Source organism: Lacticaseibacillus styriensis (assembly GCF_030770295.1).
Taxonomy (GTDB): domain Bacteria; phylum Bacillota; class Bacilli; order Lactobacillales; family Lactobacillaceae; genus Lacticaseibacillus; species Lacticaseibacillus casei.
In genome coordinates this window covers 227,129-243,360 of record NZ_CP132483.1, presented here as the reverse complement: position 1 = coordinate 243,360, position 16,232 = coordinate 227,129, and the positions used below count along the sequence as shown (strand labels likewise).

The 16,232-nt window shown below is 48.7% G+C and carries 14 protein-coding genes; 2 read left to right on the top strand and 12 right to left on the bottom strand.

The features are described 5' to 3' along the window. Nucleotides 1-9 precede the first annotated feature (9 nt). The 5 genes from iolD to LACSTY_RS01110 all read right to left on the bottom strand — a co-directional run bounded on the left by iolD (nt 10) and on the right by LACSTY_RS01110 (nt 6,872). Nucleotides 10-1,971: a 3D-(3,5/4)-trihydroxycyclohexane-1,2-dione acylhydrolase (decyclizing) gene (gene iolD / locus LACSTY_RS01130; protein WP_087911380.1), complete on the bottom strand. Its 1,962-nt coding sequence runs from the start codon at nt 1,969-1,971 to the stop codon at nt 10-12. Nucleotide 1,972: 1 nt separating this feature from the next. Beyond that, entirely contained in the window at nt 1,973-2,947 is a 975-nt protein-coding gene (iolC, locus tag LACSTY_RS01125) for a 5-dehydro-2-deoxygluconokinase (protein ID WP_087911379.1), read from the bottom strand. Between the two features lie 34 nt (nt 2,948-2,981). Further along, the gene (iolB, locus tag LACSTY_RS01120) at nt 2,982-3,797 is read right to left on the bottom strand and encodes a 5-deoxy-glucuronate isomerase (protein WP_087911378.1); all 816 of its coding nucleotides are present in this window, start codon (nt 3,795-3,797) and stop codon (nt 2,982-2,984) included. A gap of 32 nt (nt 3,798-3,829) precedes the next feature. Next, the gene (locus tag LACSTY_RS01115) at nt 3,830-5,305 is read right to left on the bottom strand and encodes a CoA-acylating methylmalonate-semialdehyde dehydrogenase (protein WP_087911377.1); all 1,476 of its coding nucleotides are present in this window, start codon (nt 5,303-5,305) and stop codon (nt 3,830-3,832) included. Between the two features lie 79 nt (nt 5,306-5,384). Further along, complete coding sequence (locus LACSTY_RS01110; RefSeq protein ID WP_087911376.1) at nt 5,385-6,872, bottom strand: sugar porter family MFS transporter; 1,488 nt, start codon at nt 6,870-6,872, stop codon at nt 5,385-5,387. 453 nt (nt 6,873-7,325) lie between these two features. On the opposite strand from LACSTY_RS01110, the gene LACSTY_RS01105 reads away from it, so the two are divergent. Beyond that, nucleotides 7,326-8,129: a DeoR/GlpR family DNA-binding transcription regulator gene (locus LACSTY_RS01105; RefSeq protein ID WP_025013242.1), complete on the top strand. Its 804-nt coding sequence runs from the start codon at nt 7,326-7,328 to the stop codon at nt 8,127-8,129. An 87-nt stretch (nt 8,130-8,216) separates the two neighbouring features. Here LACSTY_RS01105 and LACSTY_RS01100 read toward each other — a convergent pair whose 3' ends face one another. The 7 genes from LACSTY_RS01100 to croR all read right to left on the bottom strand — a co-directional run bounded on the left by LACSTY_RS01100 (nt 8,217) and on the right by croR (nt 15,393). Further along, nucleotides 8,217-9,077 carry an aldo/keto reductase gene (locus LACSTY_RS01100; protein ID WP_039639701.1) on the bottom strand — a complete coding sequence of 287 codons (861 nt, stop codon included), beginning with the start codon at nt 9,075-9,077 and terminating at the stop codon, nt 8,217-8,219. Nucleotides 9,078-9,209: 132 nt separating this feature from the next. Continuing rightward, nucleotides 9,210-9,959 carry an aspartate/glutamate racemase family protein gene (locus LACSTY_RS01095; protein WP_087911375.1) on the bottom strand — a complete coding sequence of 250 codons (750 nt, stop codon included), beginning with the start codon at nt 9,957-9,959 and terminating at the stop codon, nt 9,210-9,212. A 5-nt stretch (nt 9,960-9,964) separates the two neighbouring features. Continuing rightward, nucleotides 9,965-11,518 (bottom strand): UDP-N-acetylmuramoyl-L-alanyl-D-glutamate--2,6-diaminopimelate ligase, encoded by a 1,554-nt coding sequence (locus LACSTY_RS01090; protein ID WP_039639704.1) that lies wholly within the window; start codon nt 11,516-11,518, stop codon nt 9,965-9,967. 120 nt (nt 11,519-11,638) lie between these two features. Continuing rightward, a complete protein-coding gene (gene greA, locus LACSTY_RS01085; protein ID WP_087911374.1) occupies nt 11,639-12,118 on the bottom strand; it encodes a transcription elongation factor GreA in 480 nt (159 codons plus the stop codon). A gap of 87 nt (nt 12,119-12,205) precedes the next feature. Beyond that, nucleotides 12,206-13,516 carry a D-alanyl-D-alanine carboxypeptidase family protein gene (locus LACSTY_RS01080; protein WP_087911373.1) on the bottom strand — a complete coding sequence of 437 codons (1,311 nt, stop codon included), beginning with the start codon at nt 13,514-13,516 and terminating at the stop codon, nt 12,206-12,208. Beyond that, a complete protein-coding gene (locus LACSTY_RS01075) occupies nt 13,513-14,703 on the bottom strand; it encodes a sensor histidine kinase (protein WP_087911372.1) in 1,191 nt (396 codons plus the stop codon). The genes LACSTY_RS01080 and LACSTY_RS01075 overlap by 4 nt, the downstream gene beginning before the upstream one ends. A gap of 3 nt (nt 14,704-14,706) precedes the next feature. Continuing rightward, nucleotides 14,707-15,393 carry a response regulator transcription factor CroR gene (gene croR, locus LACSTY_RS01070; RefSeq protein WP_010489824.1) on the bottom strand — a complete coding sequence of 229 codons (687 nt, stop codon included), beginning with the start codon at nt 15,391-15,393 and terminating at the stop codon, nt 14,707-14,709. Between the two features lie 144 nt (nt 15,394-15,537). Here croR and LACSTY_RS01065 point away from each other — a divergent pair, with 144 nt between their 5' ends. Continuing rightward, the gene (locus LACSTY_RS01065) at nt 15,538-16,227 is read left to right on the top strand and encodes a hypothetical protein (protein ID WP_087911371.1); all 690 of its coding nucleotides are present in this window, start codon (nt 15,538-15,540) and stop codon (nt 16,225-16,227) included. The last annotated feature ends 5 nt before the right edge of the window (nt 16,228-16,232 follow it).

Sequence of the window (16,232 nt, the reverse complement as noted above, 5' to 3'; positions counted from 1 at the left end):
TGTTTTCTCCTAGTATTTAAACGCCTGATCAATACCTTCTTGAATGGCCCGATATGCTTTTTGGACTTTCGGATTGTCGGAAACTTCAGACACCCCGACGCGCCACCAGCTTTGACCGTAGCCTTGCGTCATTGTTTTCGGCAGTACCTTGATGTCAATTAACGTTGAAACGGTTTGCTTTTTAGCGTCTTCCAAAGCGGCGATCAGGCTTTCCCGATCATTAGCGTGGTAGGTTTTCGCGCCGTATCCTTCAGCGATTTTGGCAAAATCAATGGTCAAAATATCGTGATCGGCTGTTCGGAATTCAGTCAGGTAACTATTGCTGCCTTGCGCCATTTGTAAATTATTGATCGACGCAAATCCGGAATTATCAAAGACCAAAATATTGATTTTCTTGTGATACTGTAGGGCTGTGACGAGTTCCGAATGCAACATGATAAAGCTGCCATCCCCAACCAAGGCATAACTTTCTTTATCCGGCTCCGCCAACTTGACGCCCAAGGCTGCTGGAACCTCATACCCCATCATGGAATACCCATATTCCATGTGATAAGTGTTTGGTTCGACCGGATCCCAGATACGTTGAACATCCCCCGGCAGTGAACCGGCTGCTGCGACCATGATGCTGTCTGGAGCAATCGTGTCGTTGACTGCAATGACTGCCTCGGTTTGCGTAAAGTGGGTTTTCAGTTTTGCCGCGTACTCTGCCAAGGTTTCGGGGCTAAACTGGTTTTTAACTTCAGGCGTAAAGTCCGGCGCATCATAATTCGTGTGTGCCAAGCGGTTCCGTTCTTTTTGCCAAGCCGCCTTGGTGTCAGCTAAGTCGGTAAATCCGCTTTCGTATCCAGACAGCGCGTTTGTCAGTTGCGTTATGGTATCGCGCACATCGGCAACCACCGGGAACCCATCAAACTTATAGGACTGCATGCGATTCAGATTAATATTGATAATGTGGGTTTTCTCCGGATCAATGGCGGTCTTGGATGCCGTCGTAAAGTCCGTATACCGCGTACCCGCCCCAATAATCAGATCGGCTTTGGCAATCACATCGTTGGCAGCGGCGGTCCCCAGAACGCCGGTGCCACCCATGTTGTTCGCAAAAGCGGATGAAACGGTGGACTTCCCTGTCGGCGTTTCAACAATCGGAATTTTCAATTTATTCGAAAACGCCTCGATTGCCGGGCCAGCCTCGCTAAACTTCGCGCCACCGCCAACAATCAAAACCGGATAGTGGCTCGCCTTGATCATCTGCGTCGCTTCTGCCAATTCCGTCGCGCTTGGTTGAATCCTTTTCACGACATGAACGCGCTTCTTGAAAAAACTGAGCGGATAATCAAAAGCCTCGCCTTCGGTATCCTGAGGCAGTGCAACCGTCACCGGCCCTGCTGTCGCCGGATTCGTCAAGACTTCAAATGCCTTAAGCAGCGCACTCATCAATTGCTCCGGCCGCTCAACCCGATCCCAGTACTTGGATACCGGCTTCAACGTATCATTAGTGGTCGTCGTTGCGCTGCCATCCACTTCAATCTGTTGTAAAACCGGATCCGGCTGGCGGGTCGCAAACGTGTCGGCTGGCAAAAAGAGAATCGGAATGTTGTTAACGTAAGCATTACCGGCTGCGGTGACAAAGTTTGCCGAGCCCGGGCCTGCCGAAGCCGTCACTGCAAAAATCTTATGGCGATACAACTGACGGCTATACGCAATCGCCGTGCTGGCCATACCTTGTTCGTTGTGTCCTTGATAGACCTTCAAATGACCAGGATCTTCCTGTAAGGCTTCTCCTAGCCCCAGCACATTGCCGTGTCCGAAAATGGCGAAAATGCCTTCGACAAAAGGTGTCACTTCTCCATCCACGTCAATATATTGTTGATTTAAAAAACGAACCAACGCCTGTGCGGTCGTCAGCCGGACAGTGTCAGGTGCGGACCGTTGCGACGCTTTTGTTTGCGGCTCCAACTCCATTGCGCTCATCTTAATGCACCCCCTGCGTCTCAGCCTTTTGAATAAACTCGGTCAGCTGCGCCAAGTTCGGCATCGCTTCCGAAGAACTTAACTGGCTAATGACGATCGATGCCGCAGCACTCCCATACTTCAAGGCCGTTTCAATCCCCAGATGATGGCTGTAAGCATACAGGAACCCGGCCGCAAACGAATCACCGGCGCCAAAGCTCTTTAGCACCTTCGTTTTGAAAACGCCAAAATGATACTTGTCGCCCGCTTTGGTGTAGGCATTTGACCCCTGAACGCCACTCTTGATGATGATCAGATTGGCGTCGTATTGGAATAAGGTTGCGATTGTTTGCTCATCAGTATTGCCCTGATGATTTTCCAAAACATCAAATTCATCGCGGGTGCCGATGATGACGTCAGCTTTTTGAGCAACAAGTTGGTAATACAGGCTGGTTTCTTCGGCATTTTGCCAAGTGTACGGCCGGTAATCCAGTTCGAAGATGACCTCGACGCCAAGTTCCTTCGCCAGCAAAAGTGCTTTTAGAATCGCCTCGCGTGACGGGCTCTGCGCTAATCCGGTTCCTGAGATGACGAGCATCTGTGCTTGGGCCAAGTAGTCTTTTGAAACCTCATCGGCCGCTAAATATAAGTCAGCGGCTTCATTGCGGTACATCAAAATGTCGCTTTCTTCAGGACTAATAATTTCGGTAAAAGTCAGTCCGATTTTATGGCCGGCATCATCCTTAACCATTTGCGAGGTATCAATGCCAACTTCGGCCATGTACTGGGTCACATAATGTCCCAGTTGATCATCTGACACCTTGCCAATGAAGCCGACTTTTTGGCCTAGTTTGGCGGAACCGATCGCAATATTGGCTGGCGAGCCGCCAACAAACTTCGCGAAGGTCTTGGTTTCTTCTAATGGTCGATTATATTCAACCGCATTTAAATCAACGGCTGCTCGGCCAATGGCAATCAAATCAAATTTTTTAGACATCAAAAATGCTTCCTCCCTTGCGCATCAACCTTTTCTACTTTCGATCAATAATCCACGCATGCTCTGGGGCATTGTGAAAATGCCAAACCCGGGTCGGTCCTGCCATAATGTTGAGGTAGTAGCTGTCATACCCGTCTGGAACGCCAACGGGATGATAGCCTTTCGGAACAATCACAACGTCTTGGTTTTGAACGGTCATGGTTTCATCGAGCGAGTGATCGTCTGTATAGACACGCTGAAAAACAAATCCCTGCTTTGGTTGCATTTCGTGATAATAGATTTCTTCCAGTAACGATTCCGTCGGCAGGTTGTCATGGTCATGGCGATGCGGCGGATAACTTGACCAGTTTCCCGAATCCGTATAAACCTCCACCAGCAACAATTTGTCCGCAAATGGCAGGTCGTCTGGCAAAATGTTTTGCACCAGTCGTTTATTCTGATATTTACCGCGATGCTCGATTTGATGAATATCGCCTTTAAGCAAACGAACCGGGAAGGACGTTGTGGTTGGCGAAAAGGCGATCAAAATCTTGGCTGCCGTTTGTGCGGTGACACTGAACGGCAACCCGGTGCCGACATAAACACTGTCAGTCGGGATCTTATCAAAAACCGACTGCCGCTGACCAATACCTTCAAATCGCTGTTGGTCAGCACTTACGGTTACTTTTCCGGTCAAAACAACAATGCCAGCCTCAAACGCTCCCAAGGTTTCATCATACGAAGCGTTCGCATCAAGCGCCAAAACCTTGACTGCCGTATATTTCATTGGCGAATTACTTGCATTGACATCCTGAATCAAATGCACGCCTGGCCGAATTTCCTGATTTTGCTTTTGATACAGTAAGCTCATCGTGACCCTCCTCTTTTCAAAGCTGCAGAACTTTACTTGAACCGGCTTTGATCATATCGTGCCGTCACAACTTTCTTGTGCGTATAGAAGTCCACGCTGTCTTTGCCATTGGCATGCAGTGTGCCGAAGAACGAATGCTTCCACCCAGAAAACGGGAAGACCGCGATCGGTGCCGGAACGCCGAGGTTAATGCCTAACATGCCGGCGTCGATGTTTTCCCTGAAGTAACGAATGGATGCGGCTGAGTCCGTAAAGAGGCAAGCCCCATTGGCTAACTCGGAACTATTGGCAATGGCAACGGCTTCTGGCAAGTCCTTTGCTCGCATCACCGAAAGCACCGGCGCGAACATTTCATCGTGCCAAATGGTCATATCGGTTTTGACGTCTTCAAAAATGGTCGGCCCAACGAAGTAACCATCGCGTTCCTTGGCTTCTTCCGAACCATCCAAAACCAGTTTGGCGCCTTCTTTGACCCCAGTCTTGATATAGTTCAGGGTCCGTTCCTGATTTTCTTTGCGGATAACCGGTCCCAAGAAGACTCCTTTGTCCAGTCCGTTGCCAATCTTGATATCCTTAGCTGCCTGCGTAAATTTCGCCATGAATTTGTCGGCAATGCTTTCTTGCAATACCAAAACAGAAGTTGCCATGCAGCGTTCACCGGCTGATCCGAATGACGAACTAATAATGCCTTTCACAGCTGCATCAAGGTCTGCATCCGCCAAAACGATGGTGTGATTCTTTGCTCCGGTCAAGGCCTGAACCCGCTTCAAGTGTTCACTGCCGCGTTTGTACACATATTCGCCGACCCGCTCGGAACCCACAAAACTAATCGCTTTAACATCCGGATGATCCAAAAGACCATTCACAACATCCACTGACCCATTAACGATATTCAGCACCCCATCAGGCAAACCTGCTTCCTGGAACAGTTCCACCAGTCGCTGGCTTGTCAGCGGCGTTTTCTCGGATGGCTTCAGCACAAACGTATTGCCGGTTGCCACTGCCATCGGAAACATCCAACATGGCACCATCATCGGAAAGTTAAAGGGGGTAATGCCACCAACAACGCCAACCGGATAACGGTAATTGGTCGCCTCAACATCGGTAGCCACCGTTGTTAGCGAATCCCCCATCATCAAGGTTGGAACGCCAGCTGCAAATTCGACATTTTCAATACCACGGCCGACCTCGGCAACTGCTTCACTGAGGCTCTTGCCGTTTTCTTCAGTCACGATCCGCCCTAATTCTTCCTGGTGTTCGACTAATAACTGCTGGTATTTGAATAGAATTTTGGCCCGCTTAGGAATCGATACCCGCTGCCAGGTCTTAAACGCGGCGCTTGCTGCGGCAACCGCATCGGCAACATCTTCGCTACTTGAATGCGGTACCCGAGCTAAAACTTCACCGGTTGCGGGATTGTAAACATCTTCGAAGGTTTCGGTTTTGGCGTCTACCCACTTACCATTGATAAAATTCTTGAGTGTCTTCACTGCTTGTTGCGTTGTCATTGAAACTGACTCCTTTCGTGCTTCTTTTTCAAAGATGATATGAAGCGCTTACATTTTCAAATAAATTGACTTTGGAAACTTAATTTTTGTTGATCTTGCTCTTTTCTGGGAACTTGTCGTCAAACTTGTTGTCCAATTCGATTTCTTCGAGCGAACGACCGGCTGTTTCTGGTGCAAACCGCCATGCGAAAATCAATGAAATGATGTTGGCTCCCACGAAGACAAGGAAGGTATTCGACATACCGATGCCTGCCAACATAACCGGGAAGAAATAACCGACGAAGAAGTTGCTGATCCAGAGGAAGAAGGTGGCAAATCCCATCCCCAAACCACGGATCCGCGCCGGATAAATTTCCGATAGCAGCAACCATGTCAGCGGTCCTAATGCGCCTTGGAAGAACGCCAGATAGATAATCGTCAACAAGATCGTGAAATAAGGCAACATTGGACTGCCTGCCAGAAAGTGGCTGGTCAGTGTAATACCGACAAGTGAAAACAAGGTACCGGAAATCCCGGTTAATAACATTTGACGCCGTTTGAATTTACTCATCAAATGCATCGTCACAATGGTTGCGACCACCGATGTAACACCGTTCAGAATATTGGCAATCAAGGCCGCGTTTTGACCAAAGCCGGTGGTCTGCAGAATTGTCGTTCCGTAGTACATCATGACGTTAATCCCGACAATCTGTTGCATGATGCCTAAGCCAATACCGATCAAAACCAGCCGTCTGATCCAGCCAATCTTCAAGTCGGCAATCGAAGCGCTCTTAACTTCCTGCGCGGATTTTAAGGAAATCTGGATCTTTTCCATTTCATCGCGTGCCTGATCCTCTGTCCGAATTTCTCGCAAAACGGTTAAAGCCTGATCCAGTTTGCCATTGGCCGCCAACCACCGCGGTGATTCAGGAACAAAATTCATCCCGATCCAAAGAATAATCGCCGGAATCGTGGCCAGGACTAACATCCACCGCCAGATGCCGGGAATATGACCCAGTGTGGTTCCTAAAATGGCATTAAACACAAAGGCCAGCAGTTGTCCGGAAACAATCATGAATTCATTCTGGGTCACAATCCGCCCACGAAGATTTGACGGTGCAACCTCGGCGAGGAAGGTCGGAACAATGACCGAAGCGCCCCCAACAGCCAGACCCAAAACGAATCGAACTGACGCCAATATTGGTGCCGTTGGTGACAATGCCGATGCAATTGTCGAGACAACAAACAACATCGCAAGTGCGGTAATCACCTTGTGCCGACCTTTACGATCGGAAATCCGGCCGGTCAAAACCGCACCGAAAGCCGCTCCCAACGTTAATGAACTTGCTACCAAGCCTTCCATCGAAGGTGACATATTTAATTCTCCGGCCTTGGTCATGAACGGTAACGCACCGTTGATCACCCCGGTGTCATACCCGAAGAGCATGCCGCCAAATGTCGCAATCACGGAGATAATCCGTAACCGGCGCCGTGCCGACTTAGGCAACTTCTCTGACTTGATCCCGCCAGACGTCTGCGGAGCAAGCGCAGCCTCGCCTTTGTCGTTAACAATTCCTGCTTTGCGCATTTCCCATAGCCTCCAAACTTTTCTGAAGTTTTTTAGTACAAAGTTAAGCGCTTACTTTATGATCACATTGCCATCATATAAGCAGACTAGATCAAAGTCAACTAAAAAGTATTCAACATTTGCTCATAAAATGACCAGCTATTCACAAAACCAGCCAAAAAGATGAATCTTCCTATACCATGATGGTATGATAAAGGCAAACAACTAGCGGCTTTGCCAAAGAAAGCCAATGTTATGTTCGCCGCTTTGCGCATAGATCAAAGCAGATTTTATGTTTGAATGTTGCTATTTTTTCTTGAGAAAATCGGTACATTTTTTCGGGAGCCGGAGCTGACCAATTGCTCATCCGGAAATTAATCATGATTCGGCTGGTAAGTTGATCAAAAGTTGTTCAAAAGTTTGTCATTAAATGCTATAATCAAAATGCTTATAGAAATGAAGAAGGTGACATCCATGCTTAGAAAAGAACGAATTGATGCCATGCAAGCCTATATCAGCGACGTCAAGACGGCTTCCATGAAAGAACTCGAAGATAAGTTTGACATCGCTCCCAGCACGCTTCGTCGCGATCTGGCCAGCCTCATCGCTGCCGGCACCGTTAAAAAAGTGTATGGTGGCGTGACGGATAACACCACGACTCCCAGCACGAAAGGCAACGCCCTCACCGTTTACAGTGAGCGTCAATTAGCGGCACCGACCGAAAAACACCAGATCGGACGCGCTGCGGCCCAACTCATCGAACCTGAAGACTTGATTTTTATTGACTCCGGAACCACGACTGCCGAGATGGGCGGTTTTTTACCGACAGATTTTCCGTTCACTTTAGTCACTAACAATCTGCAGATTATCAATCAAGCCGCACCGCTTGCGAACATCAAACTCGTCATCATTGGCATGAATTTTGATCGGCGTACCCAGTCGTTTACCGGTATTGATGATATGAACATCTTTAGCCGCTTTAATATTGGCAAGGCGTTCATGGCCGCAACCGGGATTTCGCTGACACGCGGCTTATCCAATTCGGAGTACAACGAATATCTCATCAAAGCCGAGATCTTTAAAAAGGCGCACCGCAAGATCCTGCTCATCGATCAGTCCAAGTTTGGCCGCGTCTCGCTTCTCACTTATGGTGCTTTGCAAGACATCGATGCGATTGTCACCTATGGCAATGTTGACGCAAAATATCGCGATTTTTTGACTGAAAACAATGTTCAGCTCATCAATGCCAAAACGCAGCAGGCCGTCTCACCTTCATAAATTTCGTCACGGCACACAAAAACCCCCGCGGTCTCCCGCGGGGGTTTTGTTCAGTCATACAATGATGACTGCATCGTCATTTTGCTCCTAGAAATCAGTAGTATCCGGATCCGTTGCCAGACCCGCTTCGCCATGTAATGCATCAATCAGCGTCATGTCGTGATGGCTCAGCTCAAAGTCGAACAGCTGGGCGTTTTCTTTAATACGGTCGTCGTGCACCGATTTTGGCAGCGGTAGGAAGCCATGTTGCAGTGACCAGCGAAGCACCACTTGCGCCACGCTCTTGTTGTAACGTTCCGCAATCTTCTTAAGGGATTCGACTTTGAAGATTTTGCCTGTGCCCAGTGGACTATATGCTTCGCTCAAAATATCATGCGCCTTGTTATAGTCCACGACTTCCGGCTGCAAATCACTTGGATTCAGGAAGATCTGATTGACCATTGGCTTGACGTTAGCGGTCTTGAGTAACGCGTCCAAATGCTTGGCGCGGAAGTTCGACACACCAATCGCCCGTAACTTACCTGCTTGATAGGCTTCTTCCATGGCTTTCCACGAGCCGGCATTAGCCTCTTCCCAATTGTTCCGGAATTGAATCGGATTTGGCCAGTGAATCAAATAAAGATCGACGTAATCAACACCAAGCTTTTGCAATGAGCGATCGATGGCGGCTTTGGTTGCTTCATAGCCATGATCGGCATTCCACAGTTTGGTGGTCAAAAAGATCCGATCGCGCGGAACACCGGATGCCTTGATGCCTGCACCGACACTATCTTCGTTACCATAGGCAGCAGCTGTGTCGATATGCCGGTAGCCGGCAGCCAATGCGGTTTCCACACTGTGCTTGGCAACTTCTCCATCAGGTGTCTGCCAAGTGCCAAAGCCAACAATCGGAATCTCAACGCCATTGTTTAAAGTATACGTGTCTGTCAATTTGGTTAAATGTGCCAAATTCTGCATCTCCTTTACTTGAGAACTGATTTAAGCTTACCACAAGTAAGCAGCGTTTTGTATGGCCGTCTACCACTCAAAAATGAATGATAACGCGTTCGCAGTCGCAGAAATCTCCTGTTCACGCTCGGCTCACACCATTAGTTGATTCAAAAGCGCCTTACCGTCCGCTTCGCTCTTGCGGAAGGCTTTGCCTAATGCCAGCGTTTTGTCGACAATAATGCTCTGGGCATCGATAACGTGATACGGATGATCGCCCGCTTTTTCCTGCGCAAATGACAGCTCCGTGCAGCCGAGCACGATGACGTTGACATGAAAATCATCATGCATCCGCTTTAAGATGCGGTGATACAATTCAGCGTTAACTTCGCCTTTTTCCTTAACGTACTTGTAAATCAGTTCCGTGACCATGTCCTGAAGTGCCTGATCCCCTAGAACAACTTCGCGTCCCGTGTTTTCGATTTCCTGACTATAGATGCCATCTTTAATGGTACCTTGCGTGGCAATGAGTCCGATGCGTTTTTCACCGGGAAAACGTTCGCACATGTCGCGGATCGCCAGTCGCGGCATGTGTAACAGCGGAATCGGGGTTGCGGCCGCCAGCTGATCGTAAAAATAATGAGCCGTATTGCAAACAATCACAATAAACTCGGGATTCAGCAAGCTTTGTGCTTGGATATCCTCAAGTAAATCAGGATAAAAGCTTGGTTTGCTGTGATCCAAAATGTAATCGGTCCGATCCGGTACGGTGGCGTCATTAACCAGAATGTAATTGAGATATTCCTGATCACTGTGGGCATGCGTTCGTTGATTGAGCAGCCGCACGTAACTTTCTGTTGCGGGTGTGCCCATGCCTCCGATTACCGTGAAAAATTGACGCATTAATATCAGCCTTCCTGTAACGACTTGCCAACTTCTTTTACAACTGCCATGTCGGTTGGCCACGGCGTATTGACGCCGCGAATCTTCTGATAAGGATCCGCGCCTTTACCGGCTACGACCACCACATCTTGCGGGCCACTGGCTTTAATCGCTTCGGTGATGGCTTCTTTCCGATCAAGCACCTTATGAACTTTGACCTTACTGTGGTCGATTTTGCTGTCGATTTCGTTGACAATATTGGCAGGATCTTCGTAACCGGGATCGTCTGTTGTCAGATAAGCTTCCGTAGCCAGTTCAGTAAGCACTTTGGCAAACCCCGGCCGCCGGGAAACGCCTTTATCACCAGGCGACCCGACCACAACCAGCATCCGCGGATCTTTGTATGAACGCTTCAAAAATGATAAAAGTGCCTTCATGCTGGCATAGTTATGGGCATAATCAACATAAACCGTGCCATGACCAGCAATCTGAACATGTTCCATGCGGCCAGGAATTTTAACCTTAGCAATCCCCGGAACTGCCGCCGATGCATCAACCCCTGCCAATCCGGCGCCGATGATCGCTGCGGTCGCGTTACTTTCATTAAAATCGCCGATTAACGCAAGCGAATAATGGCCGCCGATATTGAGTGCGGCCGCTTTTTCCGTTACCGGCACTAATGTAAAGCGACTTTCGGCAACGTCCGCTTCCTGACTGTCAAACCGAAAGTCGATGTCAATATCGTCGCGCTTAGGCTTGAAGCCGGCACTGGCAAATAAATAAATACTTTCCGGATAAGTCGTCGTTGTCGCGGCGGCATAAACCTGGTCAAAATGCTCGGTTTCGGCATTAATCACGACTTTACGGGCGTTAACCAGCAATTGCAGCTTGTTGTGCAGATAGTTGGCAAATGTCGGATGCTCGTTCGGTCCGATATGATCCGGCGTGATGTTCAAGAAGAACCCGACATCATAAGTCAGCCCGAAAACGCGATTGCGCAGATAAGCTTGACTTGACACCTCCATCACCAGATGGGTCATGCCGTTTTCAACTGCTTCCCGCATATCACGGAATAAATCCAGGCTTTCCGGCGTAGTCAGGTTTGATTTGAAGCGTTGATTCGGTTCCGGGCCGACAACCGTGTCAATCGTTGAGAATAAGGCGATATGCCGCGGACGCGCTTCGTTCAAAATGGCTTCAGTGAAGTACGATGCCGTGGTTTTGCCTTTGGTACCCGTATAGGCAATCACAAACAGGTCATCTTGCGGATAGTCGAAAAAGGCAGCGCTGAGAATCGCCATGGCTTTGGTAATATTCCGGACAATTAAGGCATTGAGCCCATTACCTTCCACATACGGTTTTTCCGCGACATAGGTTTTGGCGCCATTGTCTTTGGCCATCGACAAATAAATCGGCCGAAACTTATCACCCTTGCAGAAAAACAGCGTCGGGCCAGACACTTTCCGTGAATCATAAGCAATGCCGGTCATGTCCACATCTTCGGTGGTTTGGATGGCCGCGCTTTTGAGTAAATGGTGTTCCTTCAACAATAAAATACAAGCTCTAAGTGATAGTGCCATTGGGCTGCTCCTTTTTATATGCCGTTATTTCAAGCTTCATTATAGCATAAGCATTGACGTGGCTTTGAGGTTGATTGTTCATGTAATCAACTGACAGACTACTTCAAATGGGGGGACGCGTTACGCGTTCGCTTTTCCTGTCTGAATCGCAAGAATCGTCACCTGATAAGTGCCGCTTGGGGCAGTGACAGTGACCGTATCACCTGCATGATGGCGCCGAATCGCGGCTCCCAATGGCGAGTTGACAGCAAGCTTGTCAGCACCCATGCCAGCTTCTGCCGGACCAACCAACTCATAGGTGGCCTGATCATCGTCATCATCAAACTTAAGTTTCACCATATTGCCAATATCAGCTATGTCGCTTGCAGCCGGCGCCGTGACTTTAGCATAACGAATCAACTTATCAAGATAACGCAGTCGCCCTTCCAACTGCCGCAGTTCACGTTTGGCCGCACTGTATTCGGCATTTTCCGACCGATCGCCTAACGCTGCGGCTTCGGCAAGATTCTTGATCTTCGCCGGACGAATCGCTTTCAGATCCTCAACCTCTTGCTTCAGATTCGCCAATCCGGCCGGGGTAATTTCGTGATAAGTTACCATGATGACCGCCTCCCTAACAAAAAGGTGAACGTGTTGATCTCCGTTTCGGAGTCCAAAACATTCACCGCTTAACATCATTGTTATCGCTTAAAAAATATTGCCGAAGAAATCACCAATTCCGCGGAAGATCAAGACAAAGAAGTTAGCCTTTGGATCTGCCTTGGTGGTCTTAAGCGTGATGCCTTCACGTTTCGCACCGCCGACAAACCCGAGCGAATCACCCTTTGCTGTCACTTCCAGATGGCCGATCGTGGCCCCTTTCTTGACTGGTGCTTCAATCGTGTTCTTCTTAACCCCTTTTGCAGGTGTATAAGTATACTTTAGATCCTGTTTACTGGTATCGGACGGAACAACTGCCACCGCCTTGGATACTGGCGCAATCGGCGTTGTCCGGGATTTGCCGCGGTTAACCGTGACACTGCGATAACCTTTGATGCCTTGTCCAGCATCAGCCAACTTCACGGTCTTCCAGTTTTCCAGAACATGATTCATCAGTTTCTTGGTTTGGTCAAAACGCCGAGTCTTAGCATCCCCATTAGCGTGCAAGACCACCGTGATAATCCGCATGCCATTTTTCTCGACTGTACCTGTGAAGCAGTCACCGGCAGCGTCAGATGTGCCGGTTTTCAATCCGTCAACCGGCAGATTTTTGTCGTATGAAACCAGGCCCTTCAACATCCAGTCCCAGTTTTCCATATTAATCGCGTCATCGGTTCCTTTACGGAAAGTCTGTTTGGCGATGCTGGTAGTTTTCAGGACTTCCGGATGATCTTTAAGTAAGTGTTGCGCGACTTGGGCCATATCTTTGGCGGACATTTCGTTTTCCGCCTGATCGCCGGTGCCGGGTACTTTAGCGTCTTTTAATTGGCTGTTGTTGAGGCCAGTTACGTTGACGATTTTGGCATCTGTAATGCCCCAGCTCTTAAGCTTGGCAGTCATTTGATTGACGAACTTTTCCTGACTGCCGGCTACCGTTTTGGCGAGCAACATCATGGCAGCATTCGCCGAATAAATCAGCGAGGCATCGTACAACTCACGTACCGAGTAGGAACCATCCCGCCGCAATGGCACATTGCTAAGGTCGCGATCCTGACTAAGTGACCAGATTGTCTTATCCAAGGTCACCTTGTCGTCCCATTTGATTTTTCCTGACTTAATGGCGTCGAGTACCAATTCGATACTCAGCATCTTAGTCATCGATGCAATCGGCAACACGCTATCGGCATTCTTGGCGTACAAAACTTTCCCGGTTGTGGGTTCAATAGCAACCGCTGCCTTGGCATCAACCACATTCGTATCGCTACTTTCCGCAGCAGCAACCGAGACCGCCGGAGCAGCACCACCAATCATTAACACCGCGACCATCGCGGCAATCAACCCACGCAACAACTTCTTCATTTTGACTTTCCTGCTTCCTCATTAGAATGTTTTGGTTTATCGGTCAATGAAGCACCGACTTTTAGTGGTAAATGAATCACAAAACTCGTCAACTCCGGACTGGAATCGGCATAAATATAACCGCCATGCAACGCAATAATGCTTTGGGCAATCGCAAGTCCCAATCCGGTTCCGCCGGTTTCCTGCGAACGACTTTCTTCAACTCGATAGAACCGGTCGAACAGCTGATTCAACGAGTCGTTAGGAATCTGGGCGCCATCATTGGAAACTTTCACAACCACTTCACTGCCAACGCGCTGTGCGTCCAGAAAAATGTGCCGTCCGCCTTGACCATACTTCAACGCATTGACAATCAGGTTGTTGAATACCCGGCCCAGTTTTTCGGTGTCGGCCTCCATCATTAACGGGTTCGGCTCACCGCTGACGAGAATCCGCATATGTTTCTTATGCGCCTCGAGCTCAAAACTGGCGGCGAGCTGTTCCAGCATGGCAATCATGTTGAAGCGAACCGGATTAAGCTTGGTGGTGGTGGATTTGACTTTCGTATATTCAAATAAGTCTTCAACCAGCACCTTCATTTGTTTGGCCTTCAAATAAGCGGTGTGCGTATATTTAAGCAACTCTTCGTCACTGCGGTACTGATGGTCTTCAATCAATCCCAGATAGCCGATAATGGACGTTAACGGCGTCCGAATATCGTGGCTAACGTTGGTGATCAGTTCATCCTTGCTTTGCTCGATACGCCGCTCTTCCGCCATCGAATTGACCGTCGAATCAACCAGTGCATTGATGCTGCTGACGACCTTTTGCAACTCGGTGTTCACTTCAAACTTAATCCGATGATCAAGATGCCCGTCTGCAATATAATGCAACTCGGCGATGACGTGGCGCATCTGCATTTGCCGATACCGCCGTGCCAACCGCCAATACACCACAATCACGTCAGCAATCGCCATCATGGTAAGAAACAGATTCGACCAGCTCCAGAGGTGAAAACCGCCGCGGCCAAAAGTCAAATTCGTTTTCACGCCCCAAATGGCATTTTCCAATCCAGGATTATGCGCGATCATCTGATTAATCAGCACCAGCAACGCGAAGTTCAGCATCAGTAGCAAAATCACCGTCACAATGCCTTCAATCCACAGCTCGGATTTTTCCTTTGCGGTGAGTTTGACTTTTTCACTCATGAATTAGGCCTCGACCTTGTAACCAACGCCCCAGACGGTTTCAATGACCTTCTCACCATCGGTTGCCTCTTCAATTTTATCGCGGAGGTGCGACACGTGGACCATGACGGTTTTCGCCGAAACAATGGATTCCTGTTGCCAAACCCGCTCAAAAATTTCGTCAGCCGAAAAAACTCGGTTGGGGTGGCTTGCAAGTAAATACAAAATACCGAATTCCAACGCGGTCAGCTGAATTTGTTTGCCGGTCAAAGTCGTCACTTCATGGCTGTCCTTTTTGATGGTTAACGGGCCAACCTCAAGCACATCCGGTTCCGGATTGGTGACTTCGTTTTGACTCCGACGCAACAGACTCTTGACGCGCGCCATCACTTCTAGCGGGTTAAACGGTTTGGTTACGTAATCGTCAGCGCCGGTGATCAGACCCTGAATCTTGTCCATATCCGCCGTTTTGGCTGACACAATGATGATCGGAATCTGCGAGTCTTTGCGGACTTCTTTCACCACGTCCATGCCCGACATATTCGGCATCATAATATCCAAAATCATCAAAGCAATATCCGGATTGGTCACGAGTTTGGTAATCGCTTCTTTTCCCGAGTATGCTTGAATCGGTTCATAGCCTTCGTTTTTAACGTAAATGCTTAGTAATTCAACGATTTCTTTATCATCGTCAACAATTAATATCTTCATGTTTTTAACTCCATTTATAGAACGATCGGTAAGGACTGTCACATCAATGTCCATTGTACCAAAATTGAAGCGGGAATTCTTTACGAAAAACCTAAGAAAATGCGGGTTGCAGCGTTATCCATTCTAAAAAGGAGGCGACATTTTTTGGAAAATTTAACCAATGTTGTGGCCGCCAGTCTGCCTCAAGACATGCGAATCGCCGGTATCAATATCGCGCATACCAGCGGCAGTACCTATTGGCTTTTGTACCAACAGTCAGACTGGTTAACGTTGCGGCTTGCCACGCACGTCCATTGGTTAAATGGCGTGCAGCAACTACAGGTTATTTGGCCTGATATGCCCGATGCTACTGGACTCAAACCAGTTTTGACCCGAGCATTGTTGAGTCCGGCAGCGCACCAAGCTGCATTTGAATTCAGGTCAATTGATATCGCCATTGCTAATATGCTGTTGTGGGCGGCAAACCGCAAACTGGTATTCATGCTGCGTCTGACACCGGCAATGGCCAGTGCCCACAAGCACCGCCAATTCGATTTGCATCAGGATCTTGAACCGTTGCCGCTTTTCCTGGGCGATCGGAATAACAGCAACGATTTGTTGTTACCGGTCGCTGATCAGCGGCTGAAGCAACACTTGATTCGGTTTTATAGTCGAAACCTGCTATTTACGCAATTTTCCGGTCACCACCTGATTAAGCTGTTACCAACCGCGCAATGGTTGCAGACGATGTTGGCGATCATGCCGCCGACACGTGCCTGGCCATTAGCAATGGCAACAACTTTTGGAACGCAGGTGCTTGAGGTCTTCCACCAGGCGCGATTGCAGCATCTTTAAACGGT